A 22,779-nucleotide genomic window follows, 5' to 3' on the forward strand; every position below is an offset into this window, starting at 1 on the left:
TGGCCAGGTGCCTGATTATGGAGCCCATAACCGGATTTGAACCGGTGACCTCTTCCTTACCAAGGAAGTGCTCTGCCGACTGAGCTATATGGGCCAATGCATCTCTGGAGCGGGTGATGGGAATCGAACCCACACCATCAGCTTGGAAGGCTGAGGTTCTACCATTGAACTACACCCGCCTGCTCAGCTATAGACCCGGCAGTTGCCCGGTCCTCATCATGATCCGCTCTACAACGGCGATGCCTGGTGGAGGGGGGAGGATTCGAACCTCCGAAGGCAGAGCCGTCAGATTTACAGTCTGATCCCTTTGGCCGCTCGGGAACCCCTCCCAAAGCAAGCCGCCTATTTTGCTGGTGAATCCGTACCTTGTCAATATTGAAACCGGGCCGCCTTCGGCGGCTGGACGCGCGGAAATTTCCGCCCCGGATGCGCCTCGGCGGATGCACCGGAACGTAGCGCAGGCGCGGCAGTCCGCCGTCCCGACCCGGTCAGCGCCTCAGGACTCCTCGGCCTTGGCCTGCCGCCACAGCTCCTCCTGCCGGTCCAGGTCGACATCCGCGAGCCGCCCGCCGCGTTCCGCCATGATCGCCTCCATTCGCGCGTAACGCCGCTCGAAACGCCGGTTCGCCTGGTGCAGCGCCGCCTCGGGGTCGACGCCCAGGTGCCGGGCCAGGTTGCTTACGGCGAGCAGCAGGTCGCCGACCTCGTGCACCCGCTGCGGGGATCCCGCCGGCGTGCCGAGCTCCGCGCGCAGTTCGGCGATCTCCTCCGCCACCTTGTCGAACACGCGCTCGACGTCGGGCCAGTCGAAGCCGTCACGCGCCGCGCGGTTCTGCAACTTGACCGCCCGCGTAAGCGCGGGCAGGGCGCGTGCCACGCCCGCCAGCGTGCCGTGCGCGCCGGCTTCGCGCCGCTCGCGCGCCTTGTGCGCCTCCCAGGCCGCCGCCTGGGCCTGGGCATCGTCGACGCGTCCGGCGCCGAACACGTGCGGGTGGCGCCGGATCAGCTTGGCGGCGATCCCCGCCGCCACGTCCGCGAAGGTGAACCGCCCCTCCTCCTCGGCGATGCGGGCGTAGAACACAATCTGGAACAACAGGTCGCCGAGCTCGTCACACAGCCCGGTACCGTCGCCGCGCTCGATCGCGTCCGCCACCTCGTAGGCCTCCTCCAGGGTATGGGGCACGAGGGTCTCAAGGGTCTGCGCGCGGTCCCAGGGACAGCCGCCGACCTCGGCGCGCAGGCGGCGCATGATGTCGAGCAGTTCATCCATCCCGTGTCGCTCCATGATTCACCGCGCGGACTCGACGCGATCGAGACTGACCAGCCGGTTGTTGTCGTCGAAACGGAGGCGGAACACCCCGTGCACGCCGTCATGGGTGAGGAAGCGGCGCAGCAGGCCGGCGGCGAACTGGACCGTGCGCCCGTCGCGGCCGCGCGCGATCACATGACGCGCCGCGCCCTGGTAATAGCGCAGGTACTCGTCCGGCGAAATGTTCAATACGAAGGTGATCTCGCGCGCCTCAGTCATCGCGCCCTCCGGGCTCCGCGCGCTTCAACATCCGCTCGATCCGGCCCAGGGGAATCTTCTTCCCGCGATCGATGCCTTCGCAACGGCGCGCCTCGCGCTGCCACGCCGCCCGGCTGCCGACCACCTCGGGCCAGAACGGATAGCTCGCGCACTGGCGCGGCCGCGCGGCGTATACCCTGCAGGCGCCGTCGGCGCCGAGGAAGGTGCAGCGGCCGTCACGCTCGAGTCGCAGCACGCGCGCGCCCTGCGCGGTGCGGCCGAGGTAGCGGCGGCGGAACCATGCCCAGCCCAGGCCGAGATACGCACAGATCCGGGCGGCCTCCGCGCGATCGACGAAGACGTAGTATCCGCCGCCGCCGCTGCAGCACGCGCCGCAACCCGTGCAATGAAAATGCAGCGGCTGCCGTCGATAATAGGGTTTTGCGCCTCGCATGCAGGCCTCCTTCCCTCGGAAGGGATGATCGCAAAGTACGCCGGATCCGGTAAAAATCGGGATGCGGTCACTGCGGCCGGATTTTAACAAGAAATGGATTGCACGGTGGAAAATACGTTGCTATGCTGCGCGTACTGTAATACAAGCGGGAAATGCAGTTCGTACAACAACCAACCTACAGCAAGGAGAATTCCATGGTTGCAAAAAAGAAAGCTGGAACCAAGAAGAAAGCCGCCACCAAGAAAGTCGTCGCCAAAAAAGCAATCGCCCGTCCCAAGGTTTCCAGTTCCTTCACCCGTTCCGCCACCTTGTCCCACATCGCTGACAGCACCGGCATCACCAAGAAGGATGTCTCCACCGTCGTGGACAGCCTGAAGGCCGTGGTCGAAGCCCATGTGAAAGCCGGCAAGATTTTCACCCTGCCCGGCCTGCTGAAGGTGAAGGTCACGCGCAAGCCCGCCACCAAGGCGCGCAAGGGCGTCAACCCGTTCACCGGTCAGGAGATGATGTTCAAGGCCAAGCCCGCGCGCAACGTGGTCAAGATACAGGCATTGAAGTCTCTGAAAGACATGGCCTGATTCATCGCGCCGCAGTGCACGGCAGGATCCGTGCACTGCGGCAGCTGCAGCGCAGCGGCACGGGCGGGGTTTCCCCGCCCTCTGTCTTCGGCAGTCGGCCGCTGTGCCACCTCTCCCCGCCGCAAATCGATCGTCCCGCACCACACCCCGATGACCGGTATTCTCAGCCCGCGATCCCGTGCATGACCGGCTGGTACGATTTTTTCATGGTATTCGGCATGCGCCGCATTCTCCTGCTGATCTGCCTCCTGCCCGCGCTCTGCCTGCAGGCAGGCCCCGCCGCCGCTGATCAAGCTGGGGAGAACCGCCGCCTGCGCGCCGATTTCCTGGCAGCGGAAGACGCCCTCCACGCTGGCGACCTCGTACGTTACCGCGCGCTGCTCGAAGGATTGCGCGGCTACCCGCTCTATCCCTATCTGCGCTACGCATACCTGCGCCCGCGCGTACACGGCGCCGCCGACACCGAGGCGGAGGAATTCATCCGGCTCTACGCCGACAGCCCGCTGGGCGCCCGCCTGCAGAGGGCCTGGCTCGAAGACCTCGCGCGCAGCGGGCGCTGGCAGGCCCTGCTGCAGCGTTATCCGGCGGACAGCGGCGACGTCGAGCTGGATTGCCACCGGCGCTGGGCCCTCTACCAGACGGGAGACAAGGCCGCCGCCCTGGCGGACCTGGAACGACTGTGGCTGGTGGACAGCTCGCAGCCCGCCGCGTGCGACCGTGTCTTCGCGCTGTGGCACCGCGAGGGCGGCCTCAGCCATGACCTGGCGTGGCGGCGCTTCGTGCTCGCGATGAACAGTAATGAAACGAAGCTGGCGCGCTATCTGGTGCGCCTGCTGGACACCGATCAGAAGGAGGACGCCGGGCTGTGGCTTCGCATCCACGCCAGCCCCGGCCTGATCGAATCCCTGCCCCCGTCCGCGCGGCAGGATCCCGTTCGCAACGGCATCATCATCCACGGACTCAAGCGGCTCGCGCGCACCGACATCGACCGGGCGATCGCCGCGTGGAACGGTCCGGTATACGCGCGCCACGACTTTACCCCGGATGAGACGGCTGAGGCGCAACGCAGCCTCGCCATGGCCCTGGCGCTGCGCGGCCGCAGGGAATCGCTCGACTGGCTCGCCCGGGTGGACGCGGGCACCGACGCCTCGCTGCGCGAGTGGCGCGTGCGCGCCGCCGTAAGCCAGCGGGACTGGGATGCGGTCCTCGCAGCGATCTACCGGCTGAGCGAGGAGGAGCAGGCGTCTCCGCGCTGGCGCTACTGGCAGGCCCGCGCCCTGGGTGAGCTGAACCAGCGCCAGCAGGCCGATGAGATCCTGCTCGGCCTGGCGCTGAGCCGGAGTTACTACGGCTTTCTCGCCGCCGACCGGCTGGGACGGTCCTATCAGATGAATCACGTCCCGCTCGACGCGGAGGTCGCCCGCAGCGTCACCCCGGAGGAATACCCGGGAGTGGCGCGGGCGCGCGAACTGTTCGCGCTCGACCGCCACGTCGACGCCCGCCGCGAATGGTATTACGCGACCCGCGACATGGCCGACTGGCAGTTGCAGTCGGCGGCCGCGCTGGCGCAGAGCTGGGGATGGCACGACCGCGCGATCGTGACCATGGGACGCACCGCGCAGCTTGACGACATGGAATTGCGCTTCCCGCTCGTGCACCGCGCAGAGGTCGTGGCCGAGGCGCAGGCGCGCGGGGTCGATCCCGCCCTTGCCTTCGCGGTAATCCGCCAGGAGAGTGCATTCGCCGCAGATGCGCGCTCGCCGGCCGGGGCGCTCGGCCTGATGCAGCTGATGCCGCAGACCGCGCAGAAACTGGCCGGCCACCTCCGTCTGCCCGCATCCGGCCGCATGGACCTGCTCGACGTCTCGACCAACCTGCAGCTCGGCATCGCCTATCTGCGCCGCCTGATCGACCGCTACGACAACCCGCTGGTGGCCGCGGCGGCTTATAACGCCGGCGCCCACCGCGTCAACCGCTGGCTGCCGTACGACACCATCGTCAAGTCGGACCAGTGGGCGGAGACGGTGCCCTTCATGGAGACGCGCGGCTACATCCAGAACGTGATCTACTTCGCGTCCATCTACGATATGCGCCTGGATCTGCCGCCGCGCAAGCTGAGCGAACGCATGCCGGCGGTCCTGCCGCGCGACGCGCGGCTGAGCCGGGAGGAACCCGGATCGGAGCCGCCGGTTTAACCGGCTCCCGGCGCTGTGGCGAGCTCCAGGGCGTTAGCGCTTATGCCGGCTCGAACTCGGCGCAATCCACGCAACGGTCAGTGTAAAGAACCGCGCGCAGGCGGGCCAGCGGGATGGCGTCGCCGCACACCGAGCAGATGGCGTATTCGCCGCGCTCGATGCGCTCCAGCGCGCGTTCGATCTGCACCAGCTCCCTGCGCGCCGCCATGTCGAGCGCGTCCAGCACCTCCTCGTTCTGCCGCTCCACCGCCTGCTCCTCGAAATCGGGGTCGAGCGGCTGGCTCAGGCGCCCCACGTCCTGGGTGATCGCGGTCAGGCGGCCCAGCATCTCCTCGCGCTTGTTCACGAGATCGCGACGTATATCCTCGTAGTCTTCCACAGTTCCCTCCTCGGCAGATGCTGTTCAGATATGGAACAAATTTATCCCAGATGGCGCCCCGGCACCATGCCGCCCGCGGTCAGCCCCGCAGGCGGCGCAGGTAGCGGGCGTAGTCGCGCCGCAGGAAGACCCCCGGGTCCCATTCCGAAGACTCCAGGCGGTGGCGGTACAAGGCGGGAACGACATAGGTCCACGCCAGGCGCCGCCGGCCCGCGGCGTCGCGCACGCGCAGAGGCCGCCGGCGGTAGAACGCGTTCTCGTAGGCGTCCAGCAGGCGCAGCTGCGCGGAGGTAAGCCCGCTGAACACCGTCCCGCTCACTTCGGACCCGGGCTGCGCCACGATGCCGGGGAAGACCTCACCCTTCACGCCCGCACGGCGGTAGCCGGGCAGCACCGCCGGCATGCCGGGAAAACACCGGCCCGCGACCGCCTGCATGACGGACGGGAACTCCAGCGTGCCGTAACAGAACAGCTCGCGGAGCACCGGCCTGCTCACCCGCCTTCCGGCACCGCCGGCAAGGCCTCGATAAGCCCCAGGGCCGCGGCCTCGACGACGCTGTGAAACGTCACCGTCTCCTCCCGGGTGGTGTCGTAGGCGTAGTTCATCTCCTGCACGCCTTCCCACGCGATCTTCCCGTTCGCGCTGTCCCAGATCTGGAAGAACAGCCGTGCGCTAGCCCGCTTGGTCTCCAGCAGGCGCAGGCCGAGCAGGTTGAAGCGGCCGACCGAATCCTGGGTGAAATCGGCCAGGTTGAGCTGCGCCACGTAGCGCGCGCCGGTGAGGCTTCCGATCTGCGCGAGGAACTCGCGGCGGAAGATGCCGGTATCACGGTAGTCCTCGTACATGCGCCGGTAGTTCTCGGCATAGCCGTTGCTGTTGATCAGCCCCAGCGTCTCCGGCAGCGTGACCACGGCGATCTGCGGCCGGCGATCGACGAGCGTCTCGCTGAAGATCAGCGCAATGACCTGCTTGTCCTCTTCCTTGCCGAGGGCGACCGACGGCGTGACGAAGGCAAGCCCGCCTTGCTCCAGGGAACCGACACCGAGGTCGATCGCATGATGATGCACCGACGCATAGAGGTGCGGACTGCCGGCGCAGCCGGCGATCGACAGCGCCAGGAGGCAGCAGAGCGCGGACAGCGCGGCGCGCGGACCGCGCATGACCGCATGGGCGCGGACGGGCACGACGGCCTACCCGCGCTGCCGCGGCGGGCAGTTGCGCGTCACGCCCCAGGCCAGCAGCGCCCAGCCGCCGATGAAGGCGAGTCCGCCGAACGGCGTGACCGCGCCGAGCCAGCCCGGCCCCCCGAGGCTGAGCACGTAGAGGCTGCCCGAGAACAGCACGATACCCGCTACCAGCAGCGCGCCGCACCAGCGCAGCGCGCGCACACCGGGCATCCTGGCCGCAACCAGCCCGGCGGCGAGGAGCCCGAGCGCGTGATAGAAATGGTAGTCGACCGCAGTGCGGTAGACCGCACCCATTTCAGTCCCAAGCGTGGCCTTGAGCGCATGTGCGCCGAATGCGCCCATGATCACGGCCAGCGCCGCCGCCAGCGCGCCCACTGCCAGCAGTACCCGCGCCGCGCCGGCGACCCCTTCCCCTGTTTCCTGTTGATCCATCTGGCCTCCAGGCGCCATCGGGCGCTCGCATGCCCGCGCCTGTAAAGGCGCGGGCCCCGGTCTCTATCTTGAGATTCCGTTCCTGCCCGGTCAATAGCGGCGTCGCACAGTGTAATGACTTCGCGGTCGATTCGCGTTACCTTATGCGCCAGTAACCGGAACCGGCACGCACGGAACCGCTGCAACCCCCTCTGGAACAATTATTCGATGGATACGACGGCCTGGCTCAAGGCGTTCCGCACCGAGTTCACCGATCTCTTCTTCCAGGTCGCGACGTACCTTCCCCGCCTGCTGATCGCGTTCGTGGTGATGGTGATCGGCTGGCTGGTCGCACGCCTGGTGCGCGCGCTCAGCGTGCGCCTGCTGCTCGGCCTGGACCTGCTCTGGCAGCGCCTGATGGCGCAAAAGGGGCTCGAGCGGCTGCAGCCGCGCTACCCGCCGGCGCGCATCGCGGGCGAGATCCTGTTCTGGTTCGTCGTGCTGTTCTTCATGGCGGGCGCCGCCTCCATCCTCGGCCTCGGCACCTTCGTCGCCTGGATATCGAAGCTGACGACCTACATCCCGATCCTGCTGACCGGCCTGCTCATCATCATCGCCGGCATCATCCTGAGCAGCCTGCTGCGCGAACTGGTCGCCTCCGGCGCGGAGCGCGCCGGCATCCAGCGCGGCGACCTGCTCGGCCGCCTGGTCCAGATCACCACCCTGCTCACGGCCACCGCGGTCGGCGTCGACCAGATCGGGATCAACATCTCCTTCCTGTCCATCATCGTCGGCGTCGCGCTCGCCGCAACCTTCGGCAGCGTAGCGCTCGCTTTCGGCATCGGCGCGCAGACCTACATGAGCAACGTCATCGCGGCACACCAGCTCAAACAGCTCTACCAGATCGGCGACCGCCTGCGCATCGGCGGCATCGAGGGCACCGTGATCGAACTCTCGTCCACCAAGGTCATCCTGGGCACCGCAAAGGGGCGCGTCGTCATACCGGCCAAGATGTTCGAGGAGGCCGTGGCGGAGCTGCCGGAACGGGTCGATCGTGAAAACCAATAACCATCTCACGCTCAGCTACCTCGAATCCCATCCGCTCGACGCCGCCCGCACCCTGGAAAAGCTGCCGGCGCAGAGCTGCGCGCGCCTGCTCGAATCGATCTCGTCCGAGCTGGCCGCACGCCTGCTCGCCGCGATGTCGCCCAAGACAGCGGGAGCCTGCCTGCACGAGATACCGGATTTCCTCGGCACGCGCATCCTGCACGCCATCCCGCCCGTCGCCATGGCCCATATCCTCAAGGTCGTCTCGCCGGAGGACACGCGCTCGCTGCTCGCGCGGCTGCGCCTGCGCGACCGGCTCCACATCGAACGCCTGCTGTACTACCCGCTCGACACCGTCGGCGCGCACATGGAGACCGTGCCGTTCACACTGGCCTCGGACCTCGGCGTCGGCGAGGCGCTGCGGCGGGTGCGCGCCTATCCTCCGGCCGGCAACGAGATCTTCGTGGTAGACCGCTCCCAGCGCCTGGCCGGGGTGATTGACAGTGTCGCCCTGATCAAGGCCGATGCGCAGAAGCCGCTGCAGTCGCTGATCCGCCCGGTGCCCGCGCGCCTGTCGGTGCGCACCACGCTGATCATGACCCGGGCGCACCCCGCCTGGCAGCACCAGCGCCTGCTCCCGGTCATCGAGGGCGATGGCATCCTGGTCGGCGCGATCAGCTACCAGTCCGTCGTCGAGGCCACGCAGCTGATCGGCGTCCATCCGCCCGCCAACGCGGACATCATCGACAGCATGCTCAACCTGGCGCAACTCTACTGGACGGCGCTGGCGGAGCTCCTCCACAACCTCGGCTCCGCCCGCGCCCGCCGGGCGCAGGGCGAAAAATAGCACGGTACGAGCCATGCCGAACGACGTCACCCACGCGATCACGGCGCTGAACGAGGATTACCTCCGGCGCTATCCCGCCGAGGCCGCGCGCGCGGCGGCGGACATGCATCCGGAAGACATCGCCGAACTGCTGACGGCCCAGCCGGTGGCGCGCGCGATCACCATCTGGCAGCAGCTCCCGCTCGACCTCGCGGCCGAGGTGCTGCACCGGCTCGACGACGAACTCGCCCGCCATCTGCTGAACCGCGCCGACGCGGTGAGGTCTGCGCGCGCCTACGCGCGCCTGCGGGAGGCGCAGCGCGAACGCCTGGGCGCTCAGATCGCCGCCTCCCGCCTGCGCGAATTCGAACATCTGATGCGCTTCCCTGCCAACAGCGCGGGGGCGCTCATGGACACGAACTTTCCCCTGCTCACCTCCGCCATAAGCGCGCGCGAAGCGCTCACCCGGCTGCGCCGGCGCCGGACCCGATCCGCGCAGCAGTTCTATTTCACCGGCGAGGACGAGCCGCCGCAGCTGTACCTGCTGGAGACCCAGGATCTCGCCTTCGCCGAGCCGCGCAGCCGATTGATCGAGCTCGCCCGGCCGGCGCCGGCGGCCGTGAGGCCGACCGCAAACCAGGAGGAGATCGTCGAGCAGTTCGACCGCCACAAGCTCGCGGAGCTGCCGGTGACCGACGTCCACGGCGAGCTCGTCGGGGTGATCCACTATGACGCCCTGGTGAGCGCGGTGCGCGAGGACAGCAGCGCGGACCTGCTCACCATGGTGGGTGCGAGCCGCGAGGAACGGGCACTGTCGAATGTCGGCTTCGTGGTGCGCAAGCGCCTGCCGTGGCTGCAGATCAATCTGCTCACCGCCTTCCTCGCCGCAGCCGTGGTGGGCCTGTTTGAATCGACCATCGCCCAGTTCACCGCGCTCGCCGTGCTGCTGCCGGTGGTGGCGGGTCAATCGGGCAATACCGGGGCGCAGGCACTCGCGGTCACCATGCGCGGCCTCGCGCTGCGCGAGATCAGCATCAGCCATTGGGCGCGCGTCGCCCGCAAGGAACTCGGCGCCGGCTTCATCAACGGCGTCGCGGTGGCGCTGGTCACCTCGATCGGGGTGCTGGTATGGAGCGGCTCAGCCGGGCTCGCGCTGGTCATCGGCTGCTCGATGGTGATCTCGATGGTGGCGGCGGCATTCTCCGGCGTGGTCATCCCGATGCTGCTGTCCGCCGCCGGCCAGGATCCGGCGCAGTCTTCCTCGATCATCCTGACCACTATCACGGACGTGATCGGATTCTTCACCTTCCTCGGCATTGCAACGCTGCTGTCCGGCCTGCTCTGAACGAATGACACAGGACTGAGGACTGAGGTCTCAGGACTGAGTTAAAACATAAAACCCGTGGACGGTTGATGGCAGAGATCGCAGGGTGGCACGTTTTGCGTGTGTTTCCGTGCGGATACACACACCGTGCCAAACCATATGCCAGGTTAAAGACGGTTTTCCCTCACCCCTCACCCCTCACCCCTCACCCCTCACCCCTCAGTCCTCAGTCCTCAGTCCTCAGTCCTCAGTCTTGCGCGCCATGATGGCCCAGGTGCTCGACGGCATCCACACGCTGCCGTCACCGCGGCGGTGCCGCTCCAGCATCGCGCGCAGATCGGCGCGGATCCGCTCCAGCTTGCGCTGTCCCTCCTCGCCCGCCTCGCGCACGATCTCGCCGGCGGGACCAACCAGGATCTGGTAATCGATCGCCTCCTCGACGCCGGTACCGATGCAGATCTCGGCGTCGATGCGCCTGAACAGCTCGACGCGGTCGAAACCGGCCGCCTTCAGCATCGCGCGATCGGTCTCCTCGTCCGCCATCGAGAACGGCCCCGGGCCGCAGGTCCTGGCCTGTTCGCCGGGGGGAGGGAGGCGGGTGAGCGCGATTTCCTTGGCGCTACCCCAGCAGGGGTTGTCGCGGATCGTCCGCCAGACGATGAGGCATACCCGGCCGCCCGGCCTGAGTGCGCGGCGCGCGTTGCGCAGGGCCATCACCGCGCTCTCGAAGAACATCACACCGAAGCGCGAGAAAACGGCGTCGAAATAATCCGGTTCGAGGGGATGCGTCTGCGCGTCACCCAGTTCATAGCGCATCTGGGTGAAACCGGCACGCACGCCTTCCTCACGCGCGGCCCGCACGAAGGCCTCGGTGCAATCCAGGCCGAGCACTTCACCGGATTCCGTCACCATGCGCGCGATGTCGTGGCAGGTCTCGCCGCAGCCGCAGCCGATGTCGAGCACGCGCTCACCGGGGCGGAATCCGAACCAGGGGTAGGCGATCGTGCTGTGGATCCCGCCGTTGCCCGCCAGCAGGTGGCGGAAGCGGAACCACTTCGGCACCAGGATCTCGTTCCAGCAGCTGATGAAATCTTCGTTCATGCGCGCGTCCTCATGGCCGGGACGCGTGCCGCGAAACCTGGCGTCCGGCACCCCGGGCCATGCCTTTACCAGAACATAACCATAGCATTTTGGTCAAGATTTCAATCCATACGCTACAGTCTGACAACCGTATGTACACCCGGTATTTCTTTGTGGGATTATTCGCGATGGCCTAGGATTAAACCGTAGCCGGATGTTCGCGGAATTCTTAAGACTTCACGCTGCTTAGACGCTATATAAGTATCCATGTAGTAAGAGCCCACTAACACCGGTCACGGCCGGCCGATGGGCACTCCTGATATATAGGGAAGTAATGCGCGTACTCCGGCGGCACATCGGCACCCGCATCACCCTGGCCATGACCAGCGTGCTCGCCGTCCTCCTGCTCAGCGGGAGTTCCTGGCTCAACAGCCGCCTGGACGAAATGGTCCGTCAGTGGGAGTTCCGCCAGGCCAGGACCCACGCCAACACCCTGCTCTCCACCCTGCAGACCCTCATGCTCAACGGCGAGGGCACGCTCGCCCGCGAGTGGATCAACCGCATGCACGGCATCGCCGGCATCCTCGACATCGAGGTGCTGCGCCACGACGGCAAGGAGGCCTTCACCGATCTCGCCACCGTCTCCGCCGTCAACGCCTACCTCGGCGCCCTCCGTTTCGAGCGCGAGCCGGTCGCGGGACACTACCGCCAGGACCAGCCGCATCTGCCGGCCTTCGAGCAGGCCCTGCGCGGCGAGCACGGCGTCGACTGGTCCGTCCCCGGACGCATGACACTCTATCTGCCCATTCCCACGCGAGAGGAATGCCTGGGCTGCCATGGCTACGACCAGGCCTCGCTGCGCGGCGTGCTCCGCCTCGGTCTCTCGACCAGCGACATCGAACATTGGACCGAGCGGCTGCAGCGCTGGGCGACCGGTGGTATCGTGATGCTGCTGCTGTTGCTGAGCGCCGCCCAGATGGCCGCCGTGCAGTGGGCCGTGCTGACGCCGCTGGCGCGGCTCAAGAAGGCCATCGCAAGCGTCGGCGAGGGCAGCCACGAGTTGCGGCTCGATATCCAGCGCGAGGACGCGGTGGGCGAGGTCGCGAGCGCGTTCAACCGCCTGCAGGAGCAGCTGCTCGCCGTCACCGACAATGTCCCCGATGCCATCCTCACCTGCAATGATCGCGGCCGCATCATCAGCGCGAACCGCGCTGCCTGCACGCTGTTCGGCTACGGGCCGGAGGAGATGCTCGGGCAGAGCATCGCGCTGCTGATCCCGGGGATCCTGGAGCGGGCGCCCGCGAACGAAGCGCGCCCGGAGGACGCCGCCGGCGATCAGGCCGGCCGGCGCTGGGAGACGACGGCGCGGCGCCAGGACCGGGTCCGGCTACCCGTAGAGGTCAGCCTCAACGCCTTCCACCTGGAAGACAAGCGGCGCCTCATCGCGGTCGTGCGCGACATTACGGAACGCAAGGCCCAGCTCGCCACGATCGAGCACCAGGCCCTGCACGATCCCCTCACCGACCTGCCCAACCGCATCCTGCTCACAGACCGCCTGCGCCAGGCGATCCGCTCCGCCGCGCGCGGCGAGGAGCCGCTGGCCCTGATGATCATGGACCTGAACCGCTTCAAGGAGATCAACGACACCCTCGGCCACCTGCAGGGCGACCAGCTGCTGCAGCAGGTGGCAGCGCGCCTGCCCCCGCTGCTGCGCGCCTCCGACACGGTGGCGCGCCTCGGCGGCGATGAGTTCGCGTTCGTATTGCCGAACACAGACGCCGAGGCCGCCACCTGGATCGCGGAGCGCCTGATCCAGTCGTTCGAGGAGGCCTTCACCCTGCAGGACCGCGGTTATGTCATCGGCGCCAGCCTCGGCGTCGCGCTCTTCCCCCTGCACGGCGCGGACGAAAGCACCCTGCTGCAGCGCGCGGACACCGCCATGTACGCCGCCAAGCGCCGCCGCATCGGCCACACCTTCTACAGCGCGGAGCAGGACGACCAGAACGCGCGGGCGCTAGAGACGCTGGGCGACCTGCGCAAGGCGATCGGCGCCGGTCAGCTGATGCTGCACTACCAGCCCAAGGTGGACCTCCGCGCGCACGGCATCATCGGCGTCGAGGCGCTGCTGCGCTGGAACCACCCGGAACGCGGCCTGATCCCGCCCGCCGAGTTCATCCCGATCGCGGAGAAATACGGCGTCACCGGCTCCCTCACCGCCTGGGTGATCGAGGAGGCGATGCGCCAGATGTACGCGTGGGAACTTGACGGGATCGAGCTCGGCATCGCCGTCAACCTGTCCATGCATGACCTGGAGAGCGAACAGCTGATCCGGCGGGTCGAGCGCTACCGCGCGGAGAATACCGACTCCCGCACCCACCGCCTCTGCCTCGAGGTGACCGAGACGGCCATGATGTCCAACCCCCCGCGCGTGGTCGAGACCCTGAGCACGCTGGCGCACATGGGATTCATCATATCCATCGACGATTTCGGCACCGGGTATTCCTCCCTCAACTACCTGCGCCAGCTCCCGCTGTCCGAGATCAAGATCGACAAATCCTTCGTAATGGACATGCTGCACAACAAGGAGGCGTCCACCATCGTGCATGCGGTCATCGACCTGGCCCACAATCTCGGCCTGCGGGTCGTCGCGGAGGGCGTGGCGGAACAGACGATCCTCGAACGCCTCGGGCAGCTCGGCTGCGACGTGGCGCAGGGTTTCCATATCGCGAAACCGATGGACGCGTCCGCCCTGGGCGAATGGCTCAGGACATCGGGCTGGGGACCGTAACACACCGCCGCCGGGCCGGAGAAACGGGAATCACGGCACATTTCCGGCGTATCGGCCGGACCGCGCACTTGCCCGGGTGAAACCTTTTCGCTGGAGTTTTCGTCTGGAAGGTGTAGTGAATCGAGATAACCCGGGAGGTAATTATGAAGCGCTTTCTCGCCATACTTGCCGTTGCAATGATTCTCGCCTCGACGTCCGCACTGGCCTGCGACGGCAGCGGCAAGACCAGGGCCGACGGTTCGAAACCCGCCAGCGAAAGACAGACCTGATCGCCGCATCCGCGGCATGAAAGGGCGGCGCATGCGCGCCGCCCTTTTTTTCGCGCACTCCGGGCTGAAACCCGGTCCCGGAATCAGGCCAGCGGCAGTCGGATGGTAATCCGCAGCCCGCCGTCCGCCTCGTTCGCCGCGGCGATGGTGCCGCCGTGCAGCTCAACCGCGCGCTTTGCGATGGCGAGCCCGAGTCCGTAGCCCCCGCTCGCACGGTCGCGCGACTCGCTGGCGCGGAAAAAGGGTTCGAAGATGCGCTGCAGGTGGGACGCGTCGACGCCGGACCCATGGTCGCGCACGGTGATCCCGGCCTGGCCGGCGTCCGCCTCCAGGGTGAGCGAGATCTCCACCGCCGTGTCCTCCCGTGTGTAATGCACCGCGTTGCGGACCACATTCTCGATCGCGCTGTGCAGCAGCTCCGGGTTGCCGACGAGGGTCGCCGCCGCTCGGTCGAGCACCCGCACGTGGCGCCGGCTCTGCTCCGCCTCGAAGGCGGCATCGCGCGCGATGGTATCCACCAGCGCGGCCAGATCGACCGGCTCACGCATGTGTTCGCCGTCCTCGACCGCGAGTCGCGTCAGCGACAGGATCTGGCCGATCAGTTCATTGAGGCGCTCGGCCTCGCGCTCGATGCGGTCCAGCTCCTCGCCGGCGCGTCCCTCGGCACGGCGGCGCGCGAGGCCGAGCGCCGCCTGCAGTCGCGCGAGTGGCGAGCGCAGCTCATGCGAGACATCGCGCAGAAGGTCCTTCTGCGATTCGATGAGCGTCTGCAGGCGCGCCGCCATGCGGTCGAAATCCCGGCTCAAGCCCCCCATCTCGTCGCCGCGCAGGCCGATCCCGCCCACGCGGATGCCGAGGTTGCCGGCGGCGAGCGCCTGGGTGGCGGCGCGCAGGCGGCGCACCGGCGCGCTCAGGTAGCGCGCCAGGCCGACGCACACCAGCCCGCTGATCAGCAGCGCCGCCAGCAGGCCGGGTATCGAGACCAGGTGCCATACCGGATGCGGCGGGCGGAAGACCGCGATCAGGTGATAGAAGCCCTCGCGCGGCACCAGCACCGAACGGATGATCAGGCCGTGATGCTCGGGCCGACCCGCGCGCGGCTCCTCGCGCGCGCCCTCGGCGCCGGCGGAAGGGTCGTTCCGCCAGCCCATACCCCCGGGCACATCACCGGGGGGAGGCGCGCCGTAGATCCACGGCCGCGCCTCGCCGATGAAGCCGCGGGCGCGCAGCAGATCGATCACACGGGCGAGTTGCGGCGGCAGTTCATTGCCGAACACCTCGTGTCCGGCGGGATCGATCAGGAACACGTTCAGCCGGCGGTTGCTCCAGTTGTCGTCGAGCCACTCCCTGAATCCCGCCAGTCCGCGCGTCCGCAGCACCTCCTCGGCCTGCGCCACGCTTTCGGAGAACTGCTCCTTCTCGCGCTCGATCATCAGCGGGATGCGCTCGCGTCCGATCTGCGCGGTGGTCCACGCGATCGCGCCGCCCATCGCGATCATCGCGACCCAGAAAACAAGGAAGATCTTCCAGAACAGGTTGAACATGTCATTCATCCACGCGCGCGTACAGGTAGCCCACCCCGCGCACGGTCTGGATGCGTTCCTCGCCGCCCGGCAGCGGGCCGAGCTTCCGGCGCAGGTTGCTGATGTGCATGTCGAGGCTGCGGTCGTAGCGCGTGAGCTTGCGTCCGAGCGCGCGTTCGCACAGGGACTCCTTGCTGACGACGCGGCCGACCTCCTCCAGCAGCACGGCGAGCACGCTGTATTCGGTACTGGTGAGCTCGACCGGCCCGCCGTCCTGCAGCACCCTGCGCGCACCACGTTGCAGGACGACGTCGCCGACGGCGATGTCGCCGTCCGGCCTGTCCGGCTCGCCCTGGTCGGCGCGGCGCAGGACGGCGCGGATGCGGGCAACCAGTACGCGCGGGTTGCAGGGCTTGGGCAGGTAATCGTCGGCGCCGAGTTCCAGGCCGACCACGCTGTCCATGTCGGAGCCGCGCGCGGTCAGCATCAGCACGGGGATGAGCGACTTGCGCCGCAGCTCGCGCAGCACGTCGAAACCGTTTAACCGGGGCATCATGACGTCTAGCACCACGAGGTCGTGATCGCCGCGCGCCGCTGCGAGCAGGGCCGCCTCGCCGTCGTGCGCGACGTCGACCTCGAAGCCCTCGCCGCGCAGATACTCGGCCAGCATGTCGCACAACTCCTCGTCATCATCGGCCAGCAGCAGTCTCGCCATGGTGCCTCCTCCGCTTCATACAGCGGCGATTATAAGGCGCGGTGCGGCCCGCACGCGGCCGCTTTACACAATCTTACAATCATTTTCCCCGCCTTTACCTTGCGCTGACCCACTCTTGCATTACCGCGGGCTATCCTGCCCGGCGTGATCAACGAATACGGGAGAACGCACATGCTGTCGGTCAACGTGGATGAAAACGACGCGATTGCCCTGCTTGAGGCGGACGACGCCCTGGCGCAGACGGATTTCGAGGCGGCGGGACGCGCCGTCGACCCCTACCTCAAGCGGAAAGGCCGGCTGAACGGTCTCATCATCCGCGCCCCGGGACGCGGGGACTGGGACGCCTTCGCGGCCCTCGCCCCGCATCTGCGCTTCGCCCTGGACCAGCACCGGGCGATCACGCGCATTGCCCTGGTCACCGACGCGGACGCCTCCGGGGTGGCGCCGCGCATCGCGCCGCACTTCGTCAACGCGAAGATCAAGACCTATCCCGCGGCGAGGCTGGAGAGCGCGCGCGAATGGATCCTCGCCGAACGTTACAACTGAACCCGGAACACACTTCAACCGCCACTGACACAAGGAGACACATCATGGAAAAGGACGTCATTCACAACATCAATCCGACCGAGCGCCTCGTCAGGATCGCCTTCAGCCTGACACTCGCGACCATCCCGCTTCTGATCGACGCGCCGATCGGCGCGCTAGCGCTGCTGCCCCTGCTGGCCATATACCCGGGGCTCACCGGCGCAATCGGCTGGGATCCGCTGCACGCGGCGGTAATGAGATTCGCCCCTGGCGAAAACGGAGACGGGCGCAGAGCCTCCGACCGCAGGTCCGCCACCGGCGGGCGCGGCCTGGCCGGGCATGCCTGATCCGGTCCCGACGCAGTTCCATCACGGAGAAGAGGAGAGCAACCATGAAACGCAACACATCATCACTGATCGCAACAGGCGTCCTGCTCGCCGCGGTGACCGCCACCGGCGCCGCGCTCGCGCACGACGGTTATCCGGGTTCGCGCCCGCCGGGTCCGGAATTCGGCTGGTTCGGTTACGACCAGCCGCATCACGGTCCGAGCGGACATCACGGCATGAGCGGACTGTCGTACCTCGCGGAGGAGCTTGATCTCAGCGCCGAACAGCGCAAGACGATCCGCGGCATCATGGACAAGTCGCGCTCGCAGTCACGCGAACTGGGCGAGTCCATGATCGAGAACCGCGAGCAGATGGACGAGGTCCTCGACGACAAGGGATATGGTGCGGACTTCGACAAGCTGGCGCGCCGCCAGGGCGAGCTGATCGGGGAGATGATCATGCTGCGGGCGAAGACGCGCGCCCAGGTCGAGGGCGCGCTCACAGAGGAACAGCGGGAGCAGTTCCGCGACTACCCGGGCGACTCCTGCGATCGCGGCCCGGGTCACGGCTGGTAATCGTCACGACAGTCACAGAGGCCGGCAGCCGCAGGGATGACAGGGTGCCAGGGAACGGCACAGGGCCGGAGGGACAGAATGGGGCGGTTATCCGCCCTGTTTGTTTTCGCGGTCGTCGCCCGGGTCAGCTCCGCCTGCCTCCGGCGCGCCGCGCCGTTTGCGCCCGAAGAAACCGCGCGCGCTGTCCTTGAGATTCCTGGCCTCGTGCTTGAGCCGGTGCAGCAGGCGGCGCGCCCAGATGAATTCCGTGGCGAGGATCGCCAGTCCCGCCGGGATCACCACGATGGCCGGGCCGGGCAGCACGATCATGACGACGCCGATCAGCACCACCGTCGAGCCGATCACCAGGATGACGATGCGGCGCGCGCCCTTCGCCGTCAGCACCAGCAGTTCGCCCAGATCGTCCGCCAGCGGCGAGACCGGCGCCGCGGCGCGCGGCTTGAGCAATGCGGACAGCAGGCCGCCCGCGACGAGGATCGCGGCGATCGCCAGCAGCGCGATCCCGTCGGGGATCGCGTAATGCGGCGCCAGCAGCATCTTCACCCCGACGAAGCCGAGCAGGAACACCAGGCTGAGCTTGAGATAGCGCAGGCGGGGCAGCAGGCCGGCGGCCGCGAAATACAGCGGGCGCAGACCGAGGATCGCGAAGATGCTCGCGCTGAAGATCAGGAACGGGTCCCGCGTCACGGCGATGATGGCCGCGACGGAATCGAGCGCGAACGCCAGATCGGCGCCCACCACCAGCAGGAGGGCGACCAGCAGCGGCGTCGCCGTACGGCGGCCGCCATCGCGCGTGAGGAAGCGGTCGCCGTCGAGGTCCGCGCGCAGGGGGATGCGGCGGCGCGCGAGGCGGACCAGCAGGCTGCGCTCCGGCCGCACCTCGTCCCGGTGCAGCAGCAGGCGCGCCGCGGTCGCGACCAGCAGCGCGCCGAATACGTACGACATCCAGGCGAAATACCCGATCAGGCTGACACCGCCGGCGATCATCGCGGCGCGCAGGACGACCGCCCCGAACACGCCCCAGAACAGCACGCGATGCTGGTATTCGAGCGGGAGGCGGAAATGCGCGAAGATGAGCGCGACGACGAAGATGTTCTCCAGGCTGAGCGCCTTCTCCACCAGGTAGCCGGTGAAAAACTGGACGGCGGCGGCGCGCCCGTCGAGCACGCGTCCCGGCGCAAGGCCGGCACCGAGCAGGTGGTTCTCGTACAGGTAGTAGACGCCGATATTGAAACTGAGCGCGAGCGCGACCCAGAACCCCGTCCAGGCAAGCGCCTCGTAGACGCCGATCGGACGCGGCCTGCGGTGGACCACCGCCAGGTCGAAGACCAGGATCGCGGCGATGACGGCGATGAATCCGATCCACAGCCAGGCCGTCATGCCGCCTCCCGCGCGCCGTGCCCCGCCCCGCCCCGCCGCATAACTCCGCCGCGGGCGCTCAGCGGCAGACCTTGCGGCGGAACAGGTCGTTGCGCCGGCTCACCACGCGGTCGATGAACAGCAGTCCGTCCAGATGATCGATCTCGTGCTGCACGACGCGCGCCTCGAAGCCTTCCATCTCGTAGCGCCGCGGCTCGCCATGCTCGTCGCAGGCCTCGAGCGTCAGCGCCTGCGCGCGCACCACGTTGCCGGTATAGTCCGGCACCGAGAGGCAGCCCTCGCGGCCGCTGACCGACCCTTCCCGGGCGACGATCCCGGGATTCACCAGCACCAGCCGTCCATGGTTGCGCCACTGCGGCCTGGACGAGGCATCGATGATCACCACGCGCTGCGTCCATCCGATCTGGGTCGCCGCGATGCCCACGGCCGCGGGACCCGCGCGCATCGTCTCCTCGAGGTCGGCCACCGCCGCGCGCAGCGCATCGTCAAACGATTCGACCGGCGTCGCGGCCCGCTTGAGCCGCTCGTCGGGGTAGGTCAGGACCTGCCGCACCGCCACGATGGATCAGCCGATCAGCGTGTCGACCGGTGTCAGCGAGACATCGATGCCCTCGCGCCGGATGATCTCCAGCGCCGAACGCAGCGACTCTATCCCCTCCAGCGCCTGGCCCTCGATGTGCATGATGTAGAGCGGCTGCTCCGCGCTGCCGCCCACGCCGGACTCCAGGTTGAGGATGTTGAGCCCGGCCCCGGCGAAGGCGCCGACGGCGTGCGCAACGATGCCGGCGCGGTCCGCCCCCGCTACGGTGATGCTGACGTCGGGCTCGATGTGCTGGTGCAGGCGGCCCTCGATGCGGTCAACGTGCAGCCTGAGCCCGAGCGACTGGGTGACCGGCTCGACCAGCGCGGCGAGCTGCGCCGCGGTGCCCGCGCGGCTCACCATCAGCATGATGGTGAAATTGCCGCCCAGGCGCAGCATCGATGCCTCGCCCAGGTTGCAGCCGCCGTCGTACAGCGCCGCGGTCAGGCGCGCCACGATCCCCGGGCGGTCTTCGCCCACCACCGTCAGCATGAACCATCCGGCCATGTCCACCTCCCGTCAGTGCAGGCTCTTGTGGGCGAAATAGATCACCGTCACGCCGGCCAGTATCAGGCCGAGCTGCTGCAGGGTCACCTTCGGATGCAGGCGGCGGTGCAGTCCCGGGATCAGGTCGGCGACCGCGATGTAGATGAAGCTCGCCGCCGCCACCGCCAGCACGTACGGCGTCACGTGCCTGAGGTCCGCCATGGTGAAATAGGCGAGCACGCCGCCCACCACCGTGGTCAGGCTTGACAGCAGATTATAGTAGAACGCCCGCGCGCGGCTGAAGCCGCTGTCGAGCAGCACGGCGAAATCGCCCACCTCCTGCGGGATCTCGTGTGCGGCCACGGCCAGCGCGGTGACGATGCCGAGGTGTGTGTCGGTAAGGAACGCGGCCGCGATCAGGATACCGTCGACGAAGTTGTGCAGACCGTCGCCCACCAGGATCAGCATGCCCGTCGCCTGCCGGCCCTGCGGACCGCCGCCATGTACATGCCCGTGTCCGTCCGCGTGCTCCGGCACATGCGCCTCGCATTCGAACGAGTGGCAGTGACGCCAGAGGATCATCTTCTCCAGCACGAAGAAACCGAGCAGGCCGAGCAGCACCGCGGCGCCGATGTCGTGGACGTCACGCACCCCGGGGCTCAGTATGGCGTGCGGCAGCAGCGCGAGGAATGCCGCCCCGAGCAGGGCCCCGATCGCGAAACTGACGAGGTGCGGCAGCACGCGTTCGCGCCAGCGTTCCGGTGCGAGCAGGAACACCGCGGCGGCGACCACGCTGAGCACGCCGCCGAGCAGGCAGAACAGGACAATGAGCAGCAGCGTCGTCATGGACCGGAATCCGGCCGCGCGGGCACCGGCGCCTCCTCGAGCAGGCGCATCACCTCCGCGTGCCCCTGCTTGCGCGCCCAGGTCAGCGCCGTCTCGCCGTCGCCGTTGCGCGCCTGCGCATCCGCACCGTGCGCGAGCAGCAGCTCAACCACGGGCAGGTGGCCCTGCCGGGCCGCGCGCATCAGGGCGGTCTGCCCGTCGCGCGTGCGTGCGTTGATGTCGGCGCCGCGCTCGATCAGCAGCCGAGCGCTCGCGGCGTGGCCGATGTAGGCCGCCGTCATCAGCGCGGTCAGTCCGTTCTGGTTCTGATCATCCACCTGCGCCCCATGGTCGAGCAGGAGCTGAACCAGCTCCGGGCGATCGGTGAGCGGCATGATGATGAGGGCGGTATTGCCGATGGCGTCGCGCATGTCCACCCGCGCGCCGCGCGCGATCAGTTCGCGCGCCAGGTCAAGGTGGTCGCCCGAGATCGCCAGCATCAGCGGCGTCACCCCGAGCTCGCCCTTGGCGTTGATGTCGGGATCGCGCCTGAGCAGCAGCCAGGCAATGTCGAGATGGCCCTTGCGGATCGCGACGTCGAGCACCGGTTCGCTGGCGCGGTTGCGCGCATTCACATCCGCCCCCTGCGCCAGCAGCGCCTCCACCCCGGCGACATCGCCGTCGTTCACCGCGTCGACGAGGGGCGGATTGCTGCAGGCGCCCGCCGCCGCCAGCGCGGCCAGTACCAGCAGGAGGCGCGGCGCAAGGGGTGCCCGCAGGGATGCGAGCCGGCGCGGGAGGCAAGTTTTCAGTGCGTGGATCATGGGCGGGCCGCTCCGGATAAAGTCAGGCATTCTACAACGAATATGCCCGCCGGTTCGAGGACGCGGGGCGACCGGGGTCCGCGGGCGCGGATCGGGCGCGGCGTGACGGATCCCCCGCAGTCTGGCCGCTACGCCGCGCGCTACGCGCCTTCCCGCCAGATCAGGCTCGCCATGCGCCCGGTCTCGCCGTCGCGGCGATAGGAATAGAAGCGCACGGCATCGCGGTGGGTGCACTCCCCGCCGCCGTACACCTCGGTGATGCCGACCGTCTGCAGGCGCCGGCGCGCGAGCTGGCAGAGGTCCGCGAGCCAGCGCCCCGCCGGCGAGGGACGAAAGGCCGCGGCCGCGCCGGCATCCGCGGCGAGAAAGGCGGCGCGCACCTCGTCGCCGACCTCGAAGGACTGCGGTCCGATCGCGGGGCCCAGCCAGGCGATGTACCCGCCGTCACCGAGCTCGCCGGCGGTCGCCTCGATCACGCCGGCGGCGAGCCCGCGCCAGCCCGCGTGGATCGCCGCCACGGCGCTGCCGTCGCGCGCGCACAGCAGCACCGGGAGGCAGTCCGCGGTCAAAACGGCGCAGACCAGGTCCGGATAGCGGGCGACGGCGGCATCCGCCTGCACACCGGGCTGCCAGTCGTCGGCGTCGATCACGTTCGTGCCGTGCACCTGTTCCAGCCAGCACGGCTCGACCGGCACCCCGGCCGCGCGCAGCAGGCGGTCCCGGTTCTCCCGCACCGCCTCCGGGTCGTCCCCGACGTGGAGCGCCAGGTTCAGCCCCGCATACGTGCCGCGGCTCACCCCGCCGCCGCGCAGGCTGGTCAGCGCCCGCACCCCCGCCGGCGCCGGCCAGTCGGGCGTGATCCACTGCACCGCATGAGAAACCTGCTTGGTCATACGGGAAATCTAACAGAAAGGACGATAGAAGCAAAAGGGTGAGGCGTGAGGCGTGAGGCGTGAGGCGTGAGGCGTGAGGCG

General features: G+C 68.2%; 25 protein-coding genes and 3 tRNA genes. 9 read left to right on the top strand and 19 right to left on the bottom strand.

Features of this window, described 5'->3' with window-relative positions; all coding sequences use genetic code 11:
• Positions 1 to 18 precede the first annotated feature (18 nt).
• The 6 genes from IPK65_06120 to IPK65_06145 all read right to left on the bottom strand — a co-directional run bounded on the left by IPK65_06120 (position 19) and on the right by IPK65_06145 (position 1,961).
• Positions 19 to 94: transfer RNA gene (locus tag IPK65_06120), tRNA-Thr, on the bottom strand.
• An 11-nt stretch (positions 95 to 105) separates the two neighbouring features.
• A tRNA-Gly gene (locus IPK65_06125) sits at positions 106 to 179 on the bottom strand.
• A 65-nt stretch (positions 180 to 244) separates the two neighbouring features.
• Positions 245 to 329: transfer RNA gene (locus IPK65_06130), tRNA-Tyr, on the bottom strand.
• A gap of 167 nt (positions 330 to 496) precedes the next feature.
• On the bottom strand, positions 497 to 1,285 hold the full coding sequence (gene mazG, locus IPK65_06135) for a nucleoside triphosphate pyrophosphohydrolase (GenBank protein ID MBK8162723.1): 789 nt from the start codon (positions 1,283 to 1,285) through the stop codon (positions 497 to 499).
• Positions 1,286 to 1,288: 3 nt separating this feature from the next.
• Positions 1,289 to 1,528 (bottom strand): DUF2835 domain-containing protein, encoded by a 240-nt coding sequence (locus tag IPK65_06140; GenBank protein ID MBK8162724.1) that lies wholly within the window; start codon positions 1,526 to 1,528, stop codon positions 1,289 to 1,291.
• Positions 1,521 to 1,961: a YkgJ family cysteine cluster protein gene (locus tag IPK65_06145; GenBank protein MBK8162725.1), complete on the bottom strand. Its 441-nt coding sequence runs from the start codon at positions 1,959 to 1,961 to the stop codon at positions 1,521 to 1,523. The genes IPK65_06140 and IPK65_06145 overlap by 8 nt, the downstream gene beginning before the upstream one ends.
• 194 nt (positions 1,962 to 2,155) lie before the next feature.
• Between IPK65_06145 and IPK65_06150 the strand changes: the two genes are divergently transcribed.
• Complete coding sequence (locus IPK65_06150) at positions 2,156 to 2,539, top strand: HU family DNA-binding protein (GenBank protein MBK8162726.1); 384 nt, start codon at positions 2,156 to 2,158, stop codon at positions 2,537 to 2,539.
• A gap of 182 nt (positions 2,540 to 2,721) precedes the next feature.
• Entirely contained in the window at positions 2,722 to 4,734 is a 2,013-nt protein-coding gene (locus tag IPK65_06155; GenBank protein MBK8162727.1) for a transglycosylase SLT domain-containing protein, read from the top strand.
• Between the two features lie 40 nt (positions 4,735 to 4,774).
• Here the strand turns inward: IPK65_06155 and IPK65_06160 are convergent, their stop codons facing one another.
• The 4 genes from IPK65_06160 to IPK65_06175 all read right to left on the bottom strand — a co-directional run bounded on the left by IPK65_06160 (position 4,775) and on the right by IPK65_06175 (position 6,733).
• Positions 4,775 to 5,113 (bottom strand): TraR/DksA family transcriptional regulator, encoded by a 339-nt coding sequence (locus tag IPK65_06160; protein MBK8162728.1) that lies wholly within the window; start codon positions 5,111 to 5,113, stop codon positions 4,775 to 4,777.
• A 79-nt stretch (positions 5,114 to 5,192) separates the two neighbouring features.
• Positions 5,193 to 5,609 (bottom strand): gamma-glutamylcyclotransferase, encoded by a 417-nt coding sequence (locus IPK65_06165; GenBank protein ID MBK8162729.1) that lies wholly within the window; start codon positions 5,607 to 5,609, stop codon positions 5,193 to 5,195.
• Positions 5,606 to 6,298 (bottom strand): hypothetical protein, encoded by a 693-nt coding sequence (locus IPK65_06170; GenBank protein ID MBK8162730.1) that lies wholly within the window; start codon positions 6,296 to 6,298, stop codon positions 5,606 to 5,608. Before IPK65_06170 ends, IPK65_06165 begins: the two co-directional genes overlap by 4 nt.
• 6 nt (positions 6,299 to 6,304) lie before the next feature.
• Positions 6,305 to 6,733, bottom strand: a complete 429-nt coding sequence (locus IPK65_06175; GenBank protein MBK8162731.1) for a DUF423 domain-containing protein — start codon at positions 6,731 to 6,733, stop codon at positions 6,305 to 6,307.
• Positions 6,734 to 6,940: 207 nt separating this feature from the next.
• Here IPK65_06175 and IPK65_06180 point away from each other — a divergent pair, with 207 nt between their 5' ends.
• From IPK65_06180 to IPK65_06190, 3 genes are read left to right on the top strand one after another with little or no spacing between them, the layout of a single operon-like run.
• Entirely contained in the window at positions 6,941 to 7,780 is an 840-nt protein-coding gene (locus tag IPK65_06180; protein ID MBK8162732.1) for a mechanosensitive ion channel, read from the top strand.
• Positions 7,767 to 8,606, top strand: a complete 840-nt coding sequence (locus tag IPK65_06185) for a magnesium transporter (GenBank protein MBK8162733.1) — start codon at positions 7,767 to 7,769, stop codon at positions 8,604 to 8,606. The genes IPK65_06180 and IPK65_06185 overlap by 14 nt, the downstream gene beginning before the upstream one ends.
• A 13-nt stretch (positions 8,607 to 8,619) precedes the next feature.
• Positions 8,620 to 9,930 carry a magnesium transporter gene (locus IPK65_06190; GenBank protein MBK8162734.1) on the top strand — a complete coding sequence of 437 codons (1,311 nt, stop codon included), beginning with the start codon at positions 8,620 to 8,622 and terminating at the stop codon, positions 9,928 to 9,930.
• Between the two features lie 219 nt (positions 9,931 to 10,149).
• On the opposite strand, the gene IPK65_06195 is transcribed toward IPK65_06190, so the two are convergent.
• The gene (locus IPK65_06195) at positions 10,150 to 11,010 is read right to left on the bottom strand and encodes a methyltransferase domain-containing protein (protein ID MBK8162735.1); all 861 of its coding nucleotides are present in this window, start codon (positions 11,008 to 11,010) and stop codon (positions 10,150 to 10,152) included.
• 313 nt (positions 11,011 to 11,323) lie between these two features.
• Here IPK65_06195 and IPK65_06200 point away from each other — a divergent pair, with 313 nt between their 5' ends.
• On the top strand, positions 11,324 to 13,777 hold the full coding sequence (locus IPK65_06200; protein ID MBK8162736.1) for an EAL domain-containing protein: 2,454 nt from the start codon (positions 11,324 to 11,326) through the stop codon (positions 13,775 to 13,777).
• Between the two features lie 352 nt (positions 13,778 to 14,129).
• Here the strand turns inward: IPK65_06200 and IPK65_06205 are convergent, their stop codons facing one another.
• On the bottom strand, positions 14,130 to 15,599 hold the full coding sequence (locus tag IPK65_06205) for a HAMP domain-containing protein (protein MBK8162737.1): 1,470 nt from the start codon (positions 15,597 to 15,599) through the stop codon (positions 14,130 to 14,132).
• The gene (locus tag IPK65_06210; GenBank protein MBK8162738.1) at positions 15,592 to 16,284 is read right to left on the bottom strand and encodes a response regulator transcription factor; all 693 of its coding nucleotides are present in this window, start codon (positions 16,282 to 16,284) and stop codon (positions 15,592 to 15,594) included. Before IPK65_06210 ends, IPK65_06205 begins: the two co-directional genes overlap by 8 nt.
• A 171-nt stretch (positions 16,285 to 16,455) precedes the next feature.
• On the opposite strand from IPK65_06210, the gene IPK65_06215 reads away from it, so the two are divergent.
• Genes IPK65_06215 through IPK65_06225 form a run of 3 tightly spaced genes read left to right on the top strand, consistent with a single transcriptional unit; the run spans position 16,456 to position 17,710 of the window.
• Entirely contained in the window at positions 16,456 to 16,830 is a 375-nt protein-coding gene (locus IPK65_06215; protein MBK8162739.1) for an STAS/SEC14 domain-containing protein, read from the top strand.
• A gap of 44 nt (positions 16,831 to 16,874) precedes the next feature.
• Positions 16,875 to 17,156, top strand: coding sequence for a hypothetical protein (locus IPK65_06220; protein ID MBK8162740.1), 282 nt, complete (start codon positions 16,875 to 16,877; stop codon positions 17,154 to 17,156).
• Positions 17,157 to 17,200: 44 nt separating this feature from the next.
• Positions 17,201 to 17,710, top strand: a complete 510-nt coding sequence (locus tag IPK65_06225; GenBank protein MBK8162741.1) for a Spy/CpxP family protein refolding chaperone — start codon at positions 17,201 to 17,203, stop codon at positions 17,708 to 17,710.
• Between the two features lie 87 nt (positions 17,711 to 17,797).
• Here the strand turns inward: IPK65_06225 and IPK65_06230 are convergent, their stop codons facing one another.
• The 6 genes from IPK65_06230 to pgeF form a co-directional block, all read right to left on the bottom strand.
• Positions 17,798 to 19,090, bottom strand: coding sequence for a TerC/Alx family metal homeostasis membrane protein (locus IPK65_06230; protein ID MBK8162742.1), 1,293 nt, complete (start codon positions 19,088 to 19,090; stop codon positions 17,798 to 17,800).
• Positions 19,091 to 19,148: 58 nt separating this feature from the next.
• On the bottom strand, positions 19,149 to 19,649 hold the full coding sequence (def, locus tag IPK65_06235; protein MBK8162743.1) for a peptide deformylase: 501 nt from the start codon (positions 19,647 to 19,649) through the stop codon (positions 19,149 to 19,151).
• Between the two features lie 6 nt (positions 19,650 to 19,655).
• The gene (locus tag IPK65_06240; GenBank protein ID MBK8162744.1) at positions 19,656 to 20,177 is read right to left on the bottom strand and encodes an amino acid-binding protein; all 522 of its coding nucleotides are present in this window, start codon (positions 20,175 to 20,177) and stop codon (positions 19,656 to 19,658) included.
• A 12-nt stretch (positions 20,178 to 20,189) separates the two neighbouring features.
• On the bottom strand, positions 20,190 to 21,002 hold the full coding sequence (locus IPK65_06245) for a ZIP family metal transporter (GenBank protein MBK8162745.1): 813 nt from the start codon (positions 21,000 to 21,002) through the stop codon (positions 20,190 to 20,192).
• Positions 20,999 to 21,805, bottom strand: coding sequence for an ankyrin repeat domain-containing protein (locus tag IPK65_06250; protein MBK8162746.1), 807 nt, complete (start codon positions 21,803 to 21,805; stop codon positions 20,999 to 21,001). The genes IPK65_06245 and IPK65_06250 overlap by 4 nt, the downstream gene beginning before the upstream one ends.
• A 140-nt stretch (positions 21,806 to 21,945) precedes the next feature.
• The gene (pgeF, locus tag IPK65_06255) at positions 21,946 to 22,698 is read right to left on the bottom strand and encodes a peptidoglycan editing factor PgeF (GenBank protein ID MBK8162747.1); all 753 of its coding nucleotides are present in this window, start codon (positions 22,696 to 22,698) and stop codon (positions 21,946 to 21,948) included.
• Positions 22,699 to 22,779: the final 81 nt, after the last annotated feature.

The organism is Gammaproteobacteria bacterium (assembly GCA_016712635.1).
GTDB lineage: Bacteria > Pseudomonadota > Gammaproteobacteria > SZUA-140 > SZUA-140 > JADJWH01.